This is a genomic window from Pseudoxanthomonas sp., from assembly GCF_051953815.1.
Lineage (GTDB): Bacteria > Pseudomonadota > Gammaproteobacteria > Xanthomonadales > Xanthomonadaceae > Pseudoxanthomonas_A.
The window spans coordinates 97,341-113,708 of the sequence record NZ_JBQCIJ010000014.1 but is presented as its reverse complement, the minus strand read 5'-3'; the positions used below and the strand labels follow the sequence as shown (position 1 = coordinate 113,708).

Genomic DNA, 16,368 nt, shown 5'->3' with positions numbered 1-16,368 from the left:
GGTTCCTCGCGCGCATAGGCGGCACCGTCGATGCGTTCGCTGGCCACGCCGAGCTGGGCCAGCGCGGCGCGCTCACGCTCGTACGCGTCGAGCTCGCGCGGATCGCGGAAGACGTGGTCGGTCCCGAGCTGCTCGAACTCGCAGTCGATGCCGTGGCGCGCGAGCAGATCCGGGAACGCCGCGCGCGAGGCCAGCAGCAGTGCCGCACGGGCGCGCCCGGCGCGCAGCGCGGCCTGGCCGCCGCAATTGCCGGCGAAGCGCAGCAGCCATTGCCACAGCAACGGATCGGGCCGCGGCGGCACGTACAGCGGCGCGTCCGGGGTCAGCATCCAGCGCAGCGCGCGCGGCACCGCGCCCGGCCCCGCCAGCGGCAACGCGTGGCTGGGCGTGAGCGTGCCGCAGTTGCCGTGCGAGCTGCCCTGCCCGACCGCGCCGGCGTCCAGCACCCGCACCTCGCGTCCGGCTCCGCGCAGCGCCAGCGCACAGGCCAGGCCGACCACCCCGGCGCCGACCACCAGCACGTCCGTCCGATCCTGCATCGCGTCTCGTTCCTTTCGTCAGCGGCGGCGCCGGCGGCGCAGCAGCACCCATCCGATCAGCAGCGCGCCGCCGAACGCGCCCAGCAGCCACGGCGACCAACCGCGCCTGTCGTCCGCGCCAGCGGCGACGGGCGCCGGCGCCACCGGCGCCGGGTCCGCGACCTGCGCCTTCAGCCGCCACATGCCGCCGCGCAGTTCCAGCTCGCCGCGCAGCGGCGGCAGCACCAGCTCGCGCCAGCGCACCCGCAGGTCGCCCACCCGCGGCGCGAGCGGATCGTCGGCGCTGCCCAGGCCGTCGCCCTCCGGCTGGAAGGTCGCGGCCAGGTTGGCCGGCAGGCGGCTGAAGCCGGGGCGGAACTGCCGCCACTCGCCGAGGGCGAGGATCGCGGCGGGATCGACCGGCCTGCCGTCGAGCGTCGCCGGCGCCAGCCAACGCCGGTTCGGCAGCGGCCACTCGGCGGGGTTCTGGCGGTCGGGCGGGAAGCCGCGCGAGTCGATCGGGGACCGGCTCCAGGCGCGCTCGTAGCCATGCCGGATCGCCCGCCATTGCAGCATCTCGACCACGCGCTCCAGGCCGAACGCGTCGGTGCCGACCCGGAAGTCGGGATCGCGCACCGGCGCCTCCACCCGCGGCTGCGGTCCTGGCGGCGGCGCCTGCGCGCCCAGCGTGCCGGCGGGCAACAGGGCCGCGGCCAGCAGCAGCGCGTGGCGCATCAGGCCAGCGCCCGCGCGTGCAGCTCGGCGACCTCGTGCGCGGTGCCGAAGCGGCCCTTGTCGTCGCGCGTCACCTGCGCGAGGGCGCAGCCGGGGTCGTGGGTAAAGAACAGGTGCACGTTGCGCGCGAGCTTGTCCTCGAGGAAGGCGCGCTTCTCGTCGATCAGCAATTCCGCGTTGCGGTCGTAGCCCATCGTGATCGGCACGTGCACCCACGAGCGGCCGGGAATCAGATCCGCGCAGAACACCACCCCGCCATGCGCCTGTCCGTCCACGCGCTCGGGCCCGGCGATTTCGGCCAGCATCAGGCCCGGCGTGTGGCCGTCGCTGAAACTGAAACGCACGCTGTCGCCCAGCGCGAGCGAGTGTTCGCCGTCCACGAGTTCGAGCCGCCCGCTGGCTTCCAGCAGGCCCTGCAATTCGGGAATGAAACTGGCGCGATCGCGCGGATGCGGCTTCAACGCCCGCTGCCAGTGCGCCTTGCCGACCACGAAGGTCGCATTCGGGAACAGCAGTTCCGGCGCCCTGCCCTCCGCCCACGGCGCCAGCAGGCCGCCGGCGTGATCGAAATGCAGGTGGCTCAGCACCACCACATCGATGTCTTCATGCCCGAAGCCGGCCTCGCGCAAGGAATCCAGCAGGACATGCCGCTCTTCCTGCACGCCGAAGCGCTCGCGCATCTTCGGATCGAAGAACGCGCCGATACCGGTCTCGAACAGCACGGTCTTGCCGCTGAGCGGGCTCGCCAGCAATGCGCGGCAAGCCAGCGGCACCCGGTTCTGATCATCGGGCGCCAGCCATTTTGACCACATCGCGCGCGGCGCATTGCCGAACATCGCGCCGCCGTCGAGCTTCTGGGAATTGCCGAGGATGGACCAGAGTTTCATGGCGCCGATTCTACTCCCGGAGACGCAGGCGCACCTGAAGACGGGTCCGGAGACTCCGCGCTCCCGGGACGCAGGCCCGCATAAATCCGGATGCCGGTTTCCCGCACGGCGGAGCGCGCACCGCCATGCGGGATGAAGCGCGCACTCAGCGCGCGGCGGCTTCGCTCAGTTCGACTTCGGCCTTGCCCACCGGATTGCGCGGATCCGCGCCGCCGGTCAGGGTATTGTCCTTGCGGTCCCAGAGCACTGTCTGCAGGTTGCCCCAGACGTGGCTGGAACCGCGGCCGCCGGCGGCGGTGTCGCCGGGCAGATCGACCTGGTGCCCCATCGACCGCAGCGCCTCGGCGACCTGCGGCGTGAACGCGCCGCTCTCGGCGGAGATCACGTCCGGCAGCCACTGGTGGTGGAAGCGCGGCAGCGCCGCGACCTGCTGCGCGTCCAGGCCCTGGTCGTAGCCCAGCATGCCCAGCAGCACCATGGTGATGATGCGGCTGCCTCCCGGGGTGCCGAGCACGGCAACGCGATCCGGCGATTCCATGAAGCTGGGCGTCATCGAACTGAGCATGCGCTTGCCGGGCTTCGGCGCATTGGCCTCGAAACCCATCACGCCGAACGCGTTCGGCGTGCCCGGCTTGAGCGCGAAGTCGTCCATTTCGTTGTTGAGCAGCACGCCGGTGCCCGGCGGAATCAGGCCGGAACCGAACAGCAGGTTGACCGTCTGGGTCGCGGCCACGCGATTGCCGTCGGCGTCGATGATCGAGAAGTGGGTGGTCTCCTCGTCCTCCAGCGGCGTGGGCTTGCCCGACAGCAGATCGCTGGGCGTGGCCTTGTCGGGGTTGATGGTCGCGCGCAGGCCGGCCGCATAGTCGCGGCTGGTCAGGGTCTTGAGCGGGATGTCGACGAAATCGGGATCGCCCAGGTAGAACGTGCGATCGCGGAACGCGCGGCGCATCGCTTCGACCGTCAGGTGGGTGCGGTGGGTTTCATCGAGCTTGGCCAGATCCCAGCCTTCCAGGATCTGCAGCATCTGCGCCACCGCGACGCCGCCGGAAGACGGAGGCGGCGCGGTGGTGATCTGCCAGTCGCGGTACTTGAACTTCAGCGGCTCGCGCTCGCGCACCTGGTAGGCGGCCAGTTCGGCCGCGGTCCAGCGGCCGCCTTCGGCCTTCACGCCCTTGAGCAGCTTGCCGGCGATTTCGCCCTTGTAGAAACCGTCGTGGCCGCGCTCGGCCAGCAGTTGCAGGGTACGGGCCAGATCCGGCTGCTTGAGGATTTCGCCTTCCTTGGGCGGATCGCCATCGGCCAGGAACACCGCGCGGGTGCCGGGATAACGTTCCATCACTTCGCGGCGCGAGGCGTAGCCACGCGCCAGCCGGCCATACACCGGAAAGCCCTCGCGGGCGATGCGGATGGCCGGACCGAGCGAGGTCTTCAGCGGCAGCTTGCCGTAGTTGCCCGCCAGATGGACCAGCGCGGCCGGCAGGCCGGGGATGCCCGCCGCCCAGGGTCCATTCTCGGCGCGGTCGCGATTGAACTCGCCGTTCGCCAGCAGATAGGCCTCGGGCGTCGCGGCCGCCGGCGCGGTCTCGCGCGCGTCGACGAACACGTCCTTGCCCGTCTTCGCATCATGCAGCAGGAAGAAACCGCCGCCGCCAATGCCCGAACTGATCGGCTCGACCACCGACAGCACCGAAGACACCGCGACCGCCGCGTCGAACGCGTTGCCGCCGGCATGCAGGATTTCGAAGCCGGCTTCGGTGGCGAGCGCGTGCGCGCTGGCGATGGCCGAACCGGGCGGATGGGCGGGTGCGCTGGCGGAACGCTCGCCGGCGTCGGCGGCGTGCAGCGCCGGAATGAAAAGACAGAGCGCCAACAACAGCGCGGTGGCTCGGCGTGCTTTCACGACATCTCCTGAAGGGTGCGCAATGGGCGGCCCTCCCGCGTCAGCCGCCCTGCAGCTGGCGCAACTTGGCCAGCAGTTGCTCCTGGGTCTCAGGATACGCCGGATCCGGGTCGATGCACTCCACCGGGCAAACGACGACACATTGCGGTTCGTCATGATGGCCAACGCACTCGGTGCAGCGCGCCGGATCGATCACGTAGATGGTCTCGCCCATCGAGATCGCCTGGTTGGGACAGGCCGGCTCGCAGACATCGCAGTTGACGCAGAGTTCGTTGATCTTGAGTGACATTGCGGGGGAACTTCCCGATACCTGGAGCCCCGCTTCCGCGGGGACAGCGTCCCCGCGAGGCATGGCCGTCATGACGACGGCCATGCGCGGAGCGTATTACTTGGCTTCGACGAAAACGTAGTCCACGCCGGCCGGCGCGACGGCCGCCTTGACACGCTCGCCATCGGCGGCGTCGCCGATGAAGACCACGCGCACGCCCTTCATGGTGTCCGGCTCGACGCCCTGGAACGAGGCCACCACCAGATCGGCCATCCGCGAGGATGCCGAGGAACCGAACGCCAGCAGGTTGCCGCCGACGATGCCGCGCGCGATCGCGTTCTTGGCCTGCTCCAGCGAGCGGTCGTACTTGGCCTGGAACTCCGGATCCGATTCCGGCGGGAGGTAGTACAGGAACGGGGTGTTGGTGATGGTGCCCATGTTGCGGGTCACCACCTCGGACAGATAGGTGCGCCAGCCCGCGTCATCGTCCTTGGCAGGCACGACCAGCGCCGCCTCGGCGGCTTCGACCGGCTTGGCCTCTTCCTTCTTGCACGCGGCGAACGGCACGACCAGGCAGGCGATCAGCAGCAGTCGTGTGGCGATGGTGGTCATGGTTCTGTCCCCTCAAAAAGTCGGTGTAGGAAGGATCGTGCCACAAAAGCACGCGGTTCAGGTGCGGCGCCACTGCGCCTTCATGGCGGCGGCCACGTCGGCGGTCACGAAACCGGACACGTCCCCGCCCAGCCGCGAGATTTCGCGCACCAGCGAGGACGAGATGAAGCCGTACTGCTCCGCAGGGGTGAGGAACAGGGTTTCCACTTCGGGAATCAGGTGGCGGTTCATGCTCGCCAGTTGGAATTCGTACTCGAAATCCGAGACCGCGCGCAGGCCGCGCAGCAGCACGCCGCCGCCGATGTCCTTGACGAAATGGGCAAGCAAGCCATCGAATCCGCGCACCTCCACGTGCGGGTGATGCGCCACCGCCTTGCGGGCCAGTTCCACCCTCAGTTCCAGCGGCAGTGCCGGTCCTTTGCCCGGGCTCTCGGCCACGCCGATGATCAAGCGCTCGAACAGCGGCGCGGCGCGGTCGATCAGATCGATGTGCCCGTTGGTGATCGGGTCGAACGTGCCGGGATAGACCGCGGTACGGGTACGGGACACGCTCATGCGGAATCGGGTCGATGGGAGTCGCCGCGCAGTGTAGCAGCGCCCTGCCCGCCGGGGACCCGGTAGAGCGCGTAGCGGACGTCGCGGGTCCGGCCCTCGCGGTGCGGCAACCAATGCGGCGGGACCGCCGGCGCGTGTTCCACCGGGGATTCCACGTACACCCAGGCGTCCACCGCCAGGTGACCGGGCAGCGCGCGCAACGCTGCGTCCCACAGGCCCGCCGCGAACGGCGGATCCAGGAACACGATGTCGAAAGGCTCCGCCGGTGCGTCTGCCAGCCACGCCAGCGCGTCCACGCACACCACCCGCGCCTGCGTCGCGGCGCCCAGGCGCTCCACGGCTCCGCGCAACGCCGCGGCCAGGCCGGCGTCGCGCTCGAGCAGCACGGCGTGCGCGGCTCCCCGCGAAACCGCTTCCAGACCCAGCGCGCCACTGCCGGCGAAGGCGTCGAGCACCCGCGCGCCGGCCAGTTTAGGCATCAGCCAGTTGAACAGGGTTTCGCGGACCCGATCCGAAGATGGACGCAATCCGGGCAGATCCGGCACCGGCAAACGGGTATTGCGCCAGCGCCCGCCGATGATGCGGACGCTGCCGGTCGGTCCCGGCGCGGCGCGCGGGCCACGTGCGAGCGGCGTGCGTCCGGATTTCATCGGGGCGGAAAGAGGGCGGGTGCTACCATGGCGCCCATTCTCCGCGATTGCCCGTGTCATGGTCAGCTGGTTCCGACGCAAGAAGCCTGACGCGCCCGTGAGCCTGCCCGAGACGCAGCGCCCGGCGCCCCAGGATCCCGTTCCCGACAACGCCTCTTCCGCCCCCGCGCTCCCGGCGGAGCCCGTCGAGCCGACACCCGCGCCCGCCGCGGTCGTCCCGGCTCCAGCGGCTCCGTCGGTGCCCGGGAACGCGCCCGCCCCCGCGCCGGCCGGCAAACCGGGTTGGCGCGAGCGCCTGCGCAACACCAGCTTCGCCCGGGGGCTGGGCGGCCTGTTCTCGCGCAATCCGCGCCTGGACGACGATCTGCTCGACGAAATCGAGACCGCGTTGCTGACCGCCGACGTCGGCGTTCCCGCCACCACCGCATTGATCGAGGGTCTGCGCAAGCGCATGAAGGTACGCGAATTCGCCGACGCGCGCGCGCTGCTGGCCGCGCTGCGCGCGGAACTGATCGCGATGCTCGCGCCGGTGGCCAAGCCGCTGGAAATCCCCCGCGACGCCCGTCCGTTCGTGCTGCTCACCGTTGGCGTCAACGGCGTGGGCAAGACCACCACCATCGGCAAGCTGGCGCGCCGCTTCAAGGACGAAGGCCGCAACCTCATGCTGGCCGCCGGCGATACCTTCCGCGCCGCCGCCGTGGCGCAGTTGCAGGCCTGGGGCGAGCGCAATGGCGTGCCCGTGGTGGCGCAGGGACAGAACGCCGATGCCGCTTCGGTCGCCTTCGATGCGTTGCAGGCCGCGCAGGCGCGCGGCACCGAGGTGCTGATCGCCGATACCGCCGGACGCCTGCACACCCAGCAGGGCCTGATGGCGGAGTTGGGCAAGATCAAGCGCGTGCTGCAGAAACTGGATCCGGCCGCGCCGCACGAAGTGCTGCTGGTCATCGACGGCACCACCGGCCAGAACGCGCTGTCGCAGCTGCGCCAGTTCCACGCGGCGGTGAATGTCACCGGCCTGGTGGTGACCAAGCTGGACGGCACCGCCAAGGGCGGCGTGGTGTTCGCGCTGGCGCGCGAGTTCGGCATTCCCATCCGTTTCGCCGGCATCGGTGAACGTTCCGAGGACCTGCGGGTGTTCGACGCGGAAGCCTTCGTCGACGCGCTGCTGCCGGAAACGCTGGGCGCGTGAGCCGGCGCCGCCGGCTGGCGCTGCTGTCCCTCGCGGTCCTGTTGCTGGCGGGCGCCGCGCTGCTGCACTGGCTGCTGCAACCGCAACGCCTGGCGCCCGCGCTGCTGGGCATGGCCGGCAATGCGCTGGGCCTGGAAATCACCGCCTCGGGCGTCGGCGAATATCGCCTGCGCGGAACCCCGCAGTTGATCGTCCGCGGCGTGGTGGTGAGGGAACCGGGGGCCGCCACGCCCCTGTTAACCACCGAGCGCGCCTTCATCTCAGTGCCCTGGTCGACCTTGCGCGCGCGCGGCCGCGAGTTGACCGCGATGCGGCTGGAACTGGATGCGCCGGTCTTTGATCTGGCGGCGTTCCAGCATTGGCTGGCCCGGCGCCCGCCAGGTGAAACCCGCATCCCCACCCTGACCGACGGCATCCGCATCGTGCGGGGCCGGATCCAGGGCGAGGGCTGGACGCTGGAACGGATCGAACTGCGCATCCCGCACCTGGCCCCGGCCCGGCCGCTGCGCGGTCAGTTGCAGGCGCAATACCAGGCTTCCGGCCTGCGGGCGCCGGTGGATCTGGCCTTCCACCTGGCTCGCCCGGGCGAGGACGGCGGCATCGGACTCGCCGGCCTGGCGACTCCCATGGGCCAGGATTGGCGATTGCCGGTCCGGATGCGGCTGTCCGGCTATCTGCGCCAGGCCGAATCGCGGCTGGACCACGCCGTGCTGGGCGCCGCGGCGCAGTACATGGCCGGCGCGACCCGGCAATCCTTCGCGCTCGGCGCGGCCGGTCCGCTGGCGTTCGCCGAGGGCCTGCAACTGCGATCGGGCGCCTTCGCGCTGCGCGGCCGCGACGCCATCCCCTCGCTGGACGCCACCGGCGATCTCGGGCTGGGCGATGGACTGACGCTGGACTGGCGCGGCCAGTTGGCCGGTTGGCCAGCCGCTTGGCCCGCCCTGCCGCCGCCGCTCGGCCGTTCCACGTCGGCACTCCCGTTCGCGCTGGCCTATCGCGGCACCGCCGACCTGGCCGATATCGCGCACCTCCGTTTGCAACGCGACGCCACCCGGTTCGACGCCCGTTTCCGCCTGTTCGAAGTGATGGACTGGCTGGATACGTTGCAGACCGGGATCGGCTCACCGCTGCCACCCCTGAGTGGCCGCCTCACCTCACCGCGCATGGAGGTCTCCGGCGCCACCCTGGAAGGGGTGGATCTGCGCCTGGACGATCCCGCCGTGCCCGCGAACGACTCCGCCCCATGACGCCCGCTTCCGAAGACCACTTCGCCTCCCGCCTGCTGGGCTGGTTCGACCAGTCCGGCCGCCATGACCTGCCCTGGCTGCATCCGCGCACGCCCTACCGCGTGTGGCTTTCGGAAATCATGCTGCAGCAGACCCAGGTCAAGACGGTGATTCCGTACTTCGCCCGTTTCCTCGAAGCCTTCCCCACCCTGAAGGATCTGGGCACCGCCTCGCTGGACGAGGTGTTGGCGCAATGGTCGGGGCTCGGCTACTACGCCCGCGCCCGCAATCTGCACGCGGCCGCGCGCGCCTGCGTGGAACTGCACGGCGGCGATCTGCCGCGCGATTTCGACGCACTGCTGGCCCTGCCGGGCATTGGCCGCAGCACCGCCGGCGCGATCCTTTCGCAGGCTTGGGGCGATCGTTTTCCGATCCTGGACGGCAACGTCAAACGGGTGCTGTCGCGCTACCACGGCGTCACCGGCTGGCCCGGCGCGCCCGCGGTGGAAAAACAGCTGTGGCAGTTCGCCGCCGCCCATCTACCCGCCACGCGCATGGCCGACTACACCCAGGCGCAGATGGATCTGGGCGCCACCCTGTGCACCCGCCACGACCCGGCCTGCATGCTGTGCCCGGTGCAGGAAGACTGCGTGGCGTTGCGCGAGGGCCAGGTGGATGAGCTGCCCACCTCCAAGCCGGGCAAGCCATTGCCGGAACGCATCGCCATCATGCTGCTGGCCGAAAACGACGCCGGTCAGGTCCTGTTGCAACGGCGTGCTCCGACCGGCATCTGGGCTTCGCTGTGGTCATTGCCGGAAGCCGGCGATCACGACGCCGCGCGGCGCTGGTTCGAAACCCACCTGCAAGGCGATTACGACCGCGCCGAGGCGTTGCCGGAACTGCCGCACGTGTTCAGCCATTACCGCCTGCGCATGCATCCGCTGCACTGGCGCGGAATCGCGCCGCGCGCCAAGGTGGGCGATGATGCCGACCTGCGTTGGGTCGCGCGCGCGGATCTCGCCCAACTGGGTTTGCCGGCTCCGATCCGCAAGCTGCTGACGGGTTGAACCCCGCCGGCCTTCTCCGGGGCGCAGGCGCTATCCTGTCGCCTCCCACCGCTTCGCATCTCCAAGTACAAGTACATGCCACGCACCGTCTACTGCGAATACGAAAAGCGCGAAACCGAAGGTCTGGATTTCGTGCCCTACCCGGGCGAGTTGGGCAAGCGCGTGTTCGCCCACATCGGCAAGACGGCCTGGGCGGCCTGGCTGGCCCATCAGACCATGCTGATCAACGAGAACCGGCTGTCGCCGCGCGATCCCAGGCATCGTGCCTTCCTGGAGGCAGAACTGGAGAAATTCCTGTTCGGCGGCGGCGCCGACAAACCGGCCGGCTACGTGCCGGAGGCATGAAAAAAGGCGGGGAACATCCCCGCCTTTTTCGTGGTTCACGGACCGCTGCTCAATTGGCCGGCTCGCCCTCCTGGCGCGCCTCGACCTCGGCCTTGCGCAGCTCCTTCTCGGCGGCCTTCAACGACTTCAGATCCAGCGGACTGATGGTCTTGATCCGGCAGGACATCCGCATCACTCCACCGCCACCGCCCAGCGGGCGCACGCGGTCGAAGTTGGTCACCCGCCCCATCATGCTGCTGATGGTGATGGCCGGCGCGAACTCCAGATCCTGGCAGGGACCGGCCAGATCCAGCAGGTAGGCTTCATTGGGCTTGGTCCAGACCGCCAGCGCGGAATCGCCCAGCGGCTGCCAGCCATTGAGGCTGCCGAAATAACTGAAATCCTTGACCGGCGCGGCCGCGTGATCGCGGTACAGGGCAAGCCGCTCGGTGGAACTCATTTTGGTGCTGGCGCACGCACTCAGCGCGGCCAGGGCACACAGCAGGAACAGACGTTTCATGGCGTAACTCCCGGTCGGGTCGACGTTTTTTCTCTTCCCGGCGGCATCATGCACCAGCCGCCGAGCACCGGCGCGGGGTCGCCCTGGGCACGTTCAGCCATCGTGCGGCTTGCCAGCCCGCCCGGCCTTCCCGTATCATGCGCGGCTCGCACCGGCCACGTAGCCGCAACGCGATAAACCTTGGCCGGGTAGCTCAGTTGGTAGAGCAAGGGATTGAAAATCCCTGTGTCGGGGGTTCGATTCCCTCCCCGGCCACCATTTCAGGGGCCTGCAGAAATGCAGGCCCTTTTTCTTTGGCTGCGTAAGGTTTTGGCGCCTGCTGGGTGCCTACAAGCATCGTTAGACCCTACTGGAAGGAATCGTCTCGAGTCCGGCCTGGGCATGTTGTAGCGCAACGAGGCGAATGATCGTCACCAGGCCCTATAGGCTGTGGGCCGGCGAGAGCTGATTTCTCCTTGGGCGCCACCTTCGCGCTTTGCCCCACCTATTACATGGGACTAGGCCCAATCCCACTAAGAACGGTTCAGGCGGAAACGAGTTTCCAGTTGGCCACGGCTTTCCACGACAAAAGGCGGCACTACACCACCTTGCCACACAAAACCAAATCAAGCCCTCGCCCGCGTGTTTCTAACGTGAGTACGGCCGCCGCACTTCTCGCTAACGACAGCACCGACGCCTCCATCGCGCGAGCAACAAAAAGCCCGCCCGGTGAGCAGGCTATTGTATTTCTTAGTCTGGCTGGTCACGGACTGCATCAGTGAGGTTCGAATCTCACGTCCACCGCATGGCCCTACTAATCTACACTCTCAAAAGTCATCGATACCTTGGCCTCACACGGAGAGCTGACGCGAGGAAAGCGCCATTCCAACAGCGCTTTTCGAGCCGCATCCTCATACTGGCTCGATTCATTACGACCACTACCCGCTCTTTTCAGCGCAGAGGAATCAAGCTTCACCGATTTCACGCTTCCATCCGTATCGACCAGAACTACAAACTCGAGATCTCCACGAAAGTCGTTCTCGGTCTCTTTCAGCAAACTAGGTGGCTTGGTGGAGATTGGCTCATAACCAGGTGGGCACGACAAAACTTCGGATGACGCTGAGCATGCCGGCAGAGCCATACCCAACGTTGGCACCAGCATCAGGAAGCGCTTCATTCGCATTCTCCTAGCATTGCTTGTTACTGGTCGGCGAACACGCCAGAACAGGACCTGATTGGTCATCATAGTTCTTGCGGGTTGGCTCCCCCAACTCCTTCCACCTTAGATTCCACCTCTATCGCTCGCGCCTCCTCTACAGATATTCCCACCTTTGCGGTGTAGCAATACGGGATACATCCAGCTCACGATACCAGCCATTTGATTTCAACTCGAACGTCATAAAAAAGCCGAGAAACATCCACGGACACCGCCGAAACTCTCATTCGGGAGAAGGCGTTTCGCCAAGAACACCGAGCCGATATTGATTGCGGCCACCCTCCTTGGCTTCGTACAGCGCGTCGTCGGCGGCAACCAGCAAATCGTCCTGTTCCCTGACTTCATGCGCGAACGCGACACCTATGCTGGTGGATATGGGCAGCGTCAGGCCATCCAGTTCCATCGGCTCACGCATGCTGGCCAGGATCTTGCGGGCGGCGGCCCTCGCCATGTCGGGATGATCCATCTGCTCGAGCAGGATCACGAACTCATCGCCCCCCAGCCGCACGACCAGATCGGTGGCGCGAACGCTGGTGGTCAGGCGTCGTGCGAACTCCCGGATCACCCGGTCTCCGATGGCATGTCCATGTGTATCGTTGATCCGCTTGAAATGATCGATGTCCAGATACATCAGCGCGATCGCTTCACCGCTGCGGGCGATGCGCAACAGCGCCAGCGACAGCCGTTCCTCCAGTTGCCGACGGTTCGGCACGCCCGTGAGCGCGTCCACCCGGCTCAGCCGTTCCAGTTCCCGCTGGCTGGCTTCCAGCGCCTGCTCGGCGGCCACCCGCATGCTGATGTCACGTCCCGAGAGAATCAGATCATTGGCCGTCGGATCGTTCTCTTTCGGAATGGTGCGCATCACCACCTCCATCCAGAGGTAATGGCCCTCGCGGTGACGGACCCTGTATCGAAGCGTCTGCGGCACTCCCGAGGCGAGCACTTCGGCCATTGCCGTGCGCTGCCGCGGCTGATCTTCCTCATGGACCAGGCTCCAGCGCTGGCCGAGCATCTCCGACGGTTTCCAGCCCAGGATTTCCTCCGCGGCCGGCGAGACATAGACACGTTCGCCATCCGGCCGCAGCCTCACCACCAGATCAGCGGAATGGTCCGCAAGCAACCGATAGCGATGCTCGCTTTCGCGCACCTTCGAGGTCAGTTTGTCCCGCTCGGCCATTCCCAGCACGACGGGAATCGTGATCAGGCAGCCCCCCGCCAGATACAGCTGCAACAAGGTAATGCGGCCCGCGTTCTCGAGATCACCCGGCCCCCACAGCGGTCCCTTGCCCGCCGCCGTGAGCACACCTCCAATGATCGCGAGCAGGATGACGCCGACCGCGACTCCGGGAAAACGATGCTTGAACGCCCCCAACAGCAGCGGTGGATAGGTCAGGAACAGGACCGGATAGGGAACACTGAACGCCAGCAGGCCCACCGCCACGATGAGGGCCATGCTGATGGTGAAGCTGCGTCCCCGGCCGCGCGGCGCGATGGCGCTCCATCCCTCCACATGGATCACCAGCGTGGCGGTGGCGAAGATCACCATGCCGACCACGTGTGCCGCATACCAGCCCAGGAACACCTGGGAAAAACCGGCGCCACCGGCAAGCCCGGCCATCCACGCGGCCAGCACGCCGGACAGCGCGCATCCCGCGAGCGTGCTGGCAGTGGCGACGCCACCGAGAGTGAGCCAGCGTTGCGGATCGCCGATGTTGGGCACGACCCGGCGTACCGGCCAGGCCACAGCCAGCACTTCAATCAAGTGGCAGATCACCAGGAATCCGGCTTGCCCCGCCGGCACGCCCGCCATCCATTGCCCGGCCAGGTCCGCCGCGACACCCACGCCAAGGTAGGCCGGCCACGCGCGTGTTTCCCGCGCCAGCAACCATCCCGTGAGAATCCCGCTGGATATCCAGACCGCGGCCAGTTCATCCGCCGTGCCCTTGGCCAGTTTCAGCGAAAGCCAGGCGGTGCCGCCTACCAGGACCGCAAGGGCGGCCCCGTCCATCCATCCGCCGATTTGCTTTCGCGCGCCCATAGCGCCACCCATCCACGCGGCCGGCCAGTCATGAGGCTGGCCCCCCTCCCGTCATCGACATGTCGATGCCCCGCCGCAGTGTATCCGCTCCCTTCGCGTGGATCCCCACGTCGCCACCTCGTGCCAGCCGTCGCAACCGTACTATCCTTGGCATCCACTGGAATGGAGCGACAGCATGATTCGGCGCGGTCTGACGGCGATGGTTCTTCTGGCAACGGCCCTGCTGGCCGCGTGCAGCGGCGGCCCGGTGCGGCGCGTGTCCGAACCGGCGGCCAGCATCCAGCAATTGACCGTGCATGCCAACGGCAGCTGGTCGGTGGATCTGCGCCTGCAGAATTACAGCAGCATTCCCATGCGCTTCGACCGCGTCAGCCTGTCGCTGGAAGTGAACGGCCATGACGCCGGCAAGCTCGACGCGACGCCTGCCGTATCGGTGGGACCGGAATCGGCGGACGTGGTGACCCTGCCGTTCACCCCCAGCGCCGAGGCCAAGATGGTGCTGGCCGACACCCTGGCGGGCCGGCGTCCACTGCCCTACAGCCTCAAGGGCACGGCCAACGCCACTCCCGAGGACGCCAAGCCGCGCGACTTCCAGATCACCGGGCACAGCACCCTGAACCCGGTTCCAGGACTGGATGGCGTATTGCGCTGAACGCCGCTCTCCCGCGTTATCGGAACGGCCCCGCAAGGGGCCGTTCGCGTTTCGGGGGCGATGGATGCTGCGTCGCGGCACCCTCATTCCATACGCCGTAGTATGCTGGCGGCTTCCGGCCTCGGCCGCCGCCTGAAATCCCCCATGAGTGCCTATCGCGCCCCCTTGAACGACATCCGCTTCGCCCTGTACGACGTGCTGGGCGCCGAAGCCCTGTTCGCCCGGCTTGGCTACACCGACGCCACCCGCGACATCTTGGACGCTGTGCTGGAAGAAGCGGCGCGTTTCTCCGAAACCGTCCTGGCGCCGTTGAACAGCGTCGGCGACGAGGTGGGCTCGATCTACGACAAGGCCACCCGGGCCGTCACCACGCCACCGGGTTTCAAGGAAGCCTATGCGCAGTTCACCGAAGGCGGCTGGACCGGCCTGACCGCGTCGCCGGACTTCGGCGGCCAGGGCCTGCCGCACGTGATGGGCGTACCGCTCAACGAGATGGTCAACGCCGCCAACCTGGCATGGGGCAACTTCCCGCTGCTTTCGCATGGCGCGGTCGAGGCGCTCAAACAGCACGGCGAGCCGTGGCAGCAGGAGGTATTTCTCAAGCCGCTGGTGGATGGCCGCTGGACCGGCACCATGTGCCTGACCGAACCCCACTGCGGGACCGACCTGGGCCTGCTGAAAACGCGCGCGGAACCGAACGCGGATGGCAGCTATGCCATTACCGGCACCAAGATCTTCATCACCGCCGGCGAACATGATCTGACCGACAACATCGTCCACCTGGTGCTGGCCAAACTGCCGGACGCGCCCGCTGGCGCCAAAGGCATTTCGTTGTTCGTGACCCCGAAGTTCAAGGTCGATCGCGACGGCAAGGTCGGCGAACCCAATTCACTGCATTGCGGATCCATCGAACACAAGATGGGCATCAAGGGTTCGGTCACCTGCGTCATGAATTTCGACGGCGCCCAGGGGTATCTGGTCGGCCAACCGCACAAGGGTCTGCAGGCGATGTTTACCATGATGAACACCGCGCGCCTGGGTGTTGGCCTGCAGGGCATCGCCCTCAGCGAACGCGCCTACCAGAACGCACTGCGCTACTCGCGCGAACGCCTGCAGACGCGCTCGCTGAGCGGCCCGAAATTCCCCGACAAGCCGGCCGATCCGATCATCGTCCACCCCGATGTGCGGCGCATGTTGCTGACGGTGAAGTCGCTGGTCGAAGGCAGCCGCCTGCTGGCGCTGCATGCCGGCACGCTGATCGACGTGGCCGGTCATTCGCCGGATCCCGCCGAACGCGAGCGCGCCGATACGCTGGTGAGCTTCCTGACGCCGATCTCCAAGGCGTGCCAGACCGAATGGGGCATCGAGAACACCTACCACGCGCTGCAGTGCTTCGGCGGCCACGGCTACATCCACGAACACGGCATGGAGCAACTGGCGCGTGATGCGCGCATCACCACGCTCTATGAAGGCACGACCGGCATCCAGGCACTGGACCTGATGGGGCGCAAGACCGCGTCCACCCAGGCGGCCGGCCTGAAGATCTTCCTGGCCGAGATCGAGGCGTTCCTGCGCGAACACGAGGGCAATACGGCGATCGCCGAATTCGTTGGCCCCCTGCGCGAGAAGACCGCCGAATGGGGGGACCTGACCCGTGGAATCCTGCAACGGGCCAGCCAGGATCCGGAGGAAATCGGCGCAGCCAGCTACGACTACCTGTTCTATTCGGGCTACGTCACGCTGGCTTACTGGTGGGCGCGCAGCGTGGCCACCGCGGAGGCATCGTCCCAGTCCGAGGCGTTCAAGCAATCCAAGCGCGAAACCGCGCAGTTCTACTTCGCCCGCATCCTGCCGCGCACCCTCGCCCATGCGGCGGCCATCAGGTCCGGCGCGGCGCCCCTGATGTCCATGGCCCCGGAACGGTTCGGCGAGTAACGGCCTTCACGTGATGGCGCTCCTTCCCCGAACCATCGGGTGGGAGCGCCCCACGTTCGCGACGGGGCCACGATAGTCGGCGACAACAGCGAAC

Annotated in this window: 17 protein-coding genes and 1 tRNA gene; 7 read left to right on the top strand and 11 right to left on the bottom strand. The window is 67.7% G+C overall.

Annotated features, from left to right (window positions below):
• From ACTHN1_RS03965 to rsmD, 8 genes are all read right to left on the bottom strand, one after another.
• Nucleotides 1-539: FAD-dependent oxidoreductase (locus ACTHN1_RS03965; RefSeq protein ID WP_440469663.1), on the bottom strand; the 539-nt coding region annotated here is incomplete at its 3' end.
• An 18-nt stretch (nt 540-557) separates the two neighbouring features.
• Complete coding sequence (locus ACTHN1_RS03960; protein WP_440469662.1) at nt 558-1,253, bottom strand: hypothetical protein; 696 nt, start codon at nt 1,251-1,253, stop codon at nt 558-560.
• On the bottom strand, nt 1,253-2,140 hold the full coding sequence (locus ACTHN1_RS03955; RefSeq protein WP_440469661.1) for an MBL fold metallo-hydrolase: 888 nt from the start codon (nt 2,138-2,140) through the stop codon (nt 1,253-1,255). Before ACTHN1_RS03955 ends, ACTHN1_RS03960 begins: the two co-directional genes overlap by 1 nt.
• 145 nt (nt 2,141-2,285) lie before the next feature.
• Nucleotides 2,286-3,995: a gamma-glutamyltransferase gene (ggt, locus tag ACTHN1_RS03950; protein WP_440469667.1), complete on the bottom strand. Its 1,710-nt coding sequence runs from the start codon at nt 3,993-3,995 to the stop codon at nt 2,286-2,288.
• 88 nt (nt 3,996-4,083) lie between these two features.
• Nucleotides 4,084-4,332 carry a YfhL family 4Fe-4S dicluster ferredoxin gene (locus ACTHN1_RS03945; RefSeq protein WP_295382760.1) on the bottom strand — a complete coding sequence of 83 codons (249 nt, stop codon included), beginning with the start codon at nt 4,330-4,332 and terminating at the stop codon, nt 4,084-4,086.
• Between the two features lie 96 nt (nt 4,333-4,428).
• Nucleotides 4,429-4,923, bottom strand: coding sequence for a hypothetical protein (locus tag ACTHN1_RS03940; protein WP_440469660.1), 495 nt, complete (start codon nt 4,921-4,923; stop codon nt 4,429-4,431).
• Nucleotides 4,924-4,980: 57 nt separating this feature from the next.
• The gene (gene coaD / locus ACTHN1_RS03935) at nt 4,981-5,478 is read right to left on the bottom strand and encodes a pantetheine-phosphate adenylyltransferase (RefSeq protein ID WP_440469659.1); all 498 of its coding nucleotides are present in this window, start codon (nt 5,476-5,478) and stop codon (nt 4,981-4,983) included.
• The gene (gene rsmD / locus ACTHN1_RS03930) at nt 5,475-6,128 is read right to left on the bottom strand and encodes a 16S rRNA (guanine(966)-N(2))-methyltransferase RsmD (RefSeq protein ID WP_440469658.1); all 654 of its coding nucleotides are present in this window, start codon (nt 6,126-6,128) and stop codon (nt 5,475-5,477) included. Before rsmD ends, coaD begins: the two co-directional genes overlap by 4 nt.
• Between rsmD and ftsY the strand changes: the two genes are divergently transcribed.
• The 4 genes from ftsY to ACTHN1_RS03910 all read left to right on the top strand — a co-directional run bounded on the left by ftsY (nt 6,055) and on the right by ACTHN1_RS03910 (nt 9,955).
• Entirely contained in the window at nt 6,055-7,317 is a 1,263-nt protein-coding gene (gene ftsY / locus ACTHN1_RS03925; protein ID WP_440469657.1) for a signal recognition particle-docking protein FtsY, read from the top strand. The two genes, rsmD and ftsY, sit on opposite strands and share 74 nt — an antisense overlap.
• On the top strand, nt 7,314-8,564 hold the full coding sequence (locus tag ACTHN1_RS03920) for a hypothetical protein (RefSeq protein ID WP_440469656.1): 1,251 nt from the start codon (nt 7,314-7,316) through the stop codon (nt 8,562-8,564). The genes ftsY and ACTHN1_RS03920 overlap by 4 nt, the downstream gene beginning before the upstream one ends.
• Nucleotides 8,561-9,610, top strand: a complete 1,050-nt coding sequence (gene mutY, locus ACTHN1_RS03915) for an A/G-specific adenine glycosylase (RefSeq protein WP_440469655.1) — start codon at nt 8,561-8,563, stop codon at nt 9,608-9,610. Before ACTHN1_RS03920 ends, mutY begins: the two co-directional genes overlap by 4 nt.
• Nucleotides 9,611-9,685: 75 nt before the next feature.
• The gene (locus ACTHN1_RS03910) at nt 9,686-9,955 is read left to right on the top strand and encodes an oxidative damage protection protein (RefSeq protein ID WP_440469654.1); all 270 of its coding nucleotides are present in this window, start codon (nt 9,686-9,688) and stop codon (nt 9,953-9,955) included.
• Between the two features lie 49 nt (nt 9,956-10,004).
• Here the strand turns inward: ACTHN1_RS03910 and ACTHN1_RS03905 are convergent, their stop codons facing one another.
• Nucleotides 10,005-10,454, bottom strand: a complete 450-nt coding sequence (locus ACTHN1_RS03905; RefSeq protein WP_440469653.1) for a DUF6491 family protein — start codon at nt 10,452-10,454, stop codon at nt 10,005-10,007.
• A gap of 182 nt (nt 10,455-10,636) precedes the next feature.
• On the opposite strand from ACTHN1_RS03905, the gene ACTHN1_RS03900 reads away from it, so the two are divergent.
• Nucleotides 10,637-10,712: transfer RNA gene (locus ACTHN1_RS03900), tRNA-Phe, on the top strand.
• Between the two features lie 535 nt (nt 10,713-11,247).
• Here ACTHN1_RS03900 and ACTHN1_RS03895 read toward each other — a convergent pair.
• Nucleotides 11,248-11,610, bottom strand: a complete 363-nt coding sequence (locus ACTHN1_RS03895) for a hypothetical protein (protein WP_440469652.1) — start codon at nt 11,608-11,610, stop codon at nt 11,248-11,250.
• Nucleotides 11,611-11,872: 262 nt separating this feature from the next.
• Entirely contained in the window at nt 11,873-13,687 is a 1,815-nt protein-coding gene (locus ACTHN1_RS03890; RefSeq protein WP_440469651.1) for a diguanylate cyclase domain-containing protein, read from the bottom strand.
• A gap of 175 nt (nt 13,688-13,862) precedes the next feature.
• Between ACTHN1_RS03890 and ACTHN1_RS03885 the strand changes: the two genes are divergently transcribed.
• On the top strand, nt 13,863-14,339 hold the full coding sequence (locus ACTHN1_RS03885; RefSeq protein WP_440469650.1) for an LEA type 2 family protein: 477 nt from the start codon (nt 13,863-13,865) through the stop codon (nt 14,337-14,339).
• Between the two features lie 144 nt (nt 14,340-14,483).
• Nucleotides 14,484-16,274, top strand: a complete 1,791-nt coding sequence (locus ACTHN1_RS03880) for an acyl-CoA dehydrogenase C-terminal domain-containing protein (RefSeq protein ID WP_440469649.1) — start codon at nt 14,484-14,486, stop codon at nt 16,272-16,274.
• Nucleotides 16,275-16,368: the final 94 nt, after the last annotated feature.